General features: G+C 75.5%; 1 protein-coding gene. It reads right to left on the bottom strand.

Going from position 1 to position 392, the window contains the following annotated elements:
• Positions 1 to 56: 56 nt before the first annotated feature.
• A complete protein-coding gene (locus tag QC029_RS30860; RefSeq protein WP_279559138.1) occupies positions 57 to 254 on the bottom strand; it encodes a ferredoxin in 198 nt (65 codons plus the stop codon).
• Positions 255 to 392 lie beyond the last annotated feature (138 nt).

Here is a 392-nt window from a genome sequence, read left to right as displayed (position 1 = left end):
GCGCCCGTGCGGGAGGGCGCCGGACCCGCGGCCCGTGGCGGGACGGGGCGGTGGCCTCAGCCGTCCGAGATCAGGATGGCCTTGGAGGGGCAGATGTCCTCGGCGAGCGTGTGGGCGTCCGCGGCCTCGGCGTCCGTGGGCGAGTCGTTCAGCACGACCACCAGGCCGGTGTCGTCCTGGTCGAACACCGACGGGGCGTTCAGCGCGCACAGTCCGGCGCCGATGCCGCGGTCGCGATCCGCGTGGACCTTCATCCGCTCACCAGCCGACCGTGAGCGGGTGGACCGGCGGCAGCCCGGCGACGAGCTCGATGGGCTCGGCGCGCTCGACCCGGTGCAGCTCGGGGAAGCGGTGGTGCAGGCTGGTCCGGCCCAGCTCCCGCAGCTGGCGCG

The organism is Streptomyces sp. DH37 (genome assembly GCF_029813835.1).
Classification (GTDB): domain Bacteria; phylum Actinomycetota; class Actinomycetes; order Streptomycetales; family Streptomycetaceae; genus Streptomyces.
Note: the sequence above shows the minus strand (reverse complement) of the source record. Positions and strands in the feature narration are given on the sequence as shown.

Excerpts from the sequence above, each read along its gene's own strand:
- QC029_RS30860 (WP_279559138.1), bottom strand. The coding sequence starts at position 254 with ATGAAGGTCCACGCGGATCGCGACCGCGGCATCGGCGCCGGACTGTGC.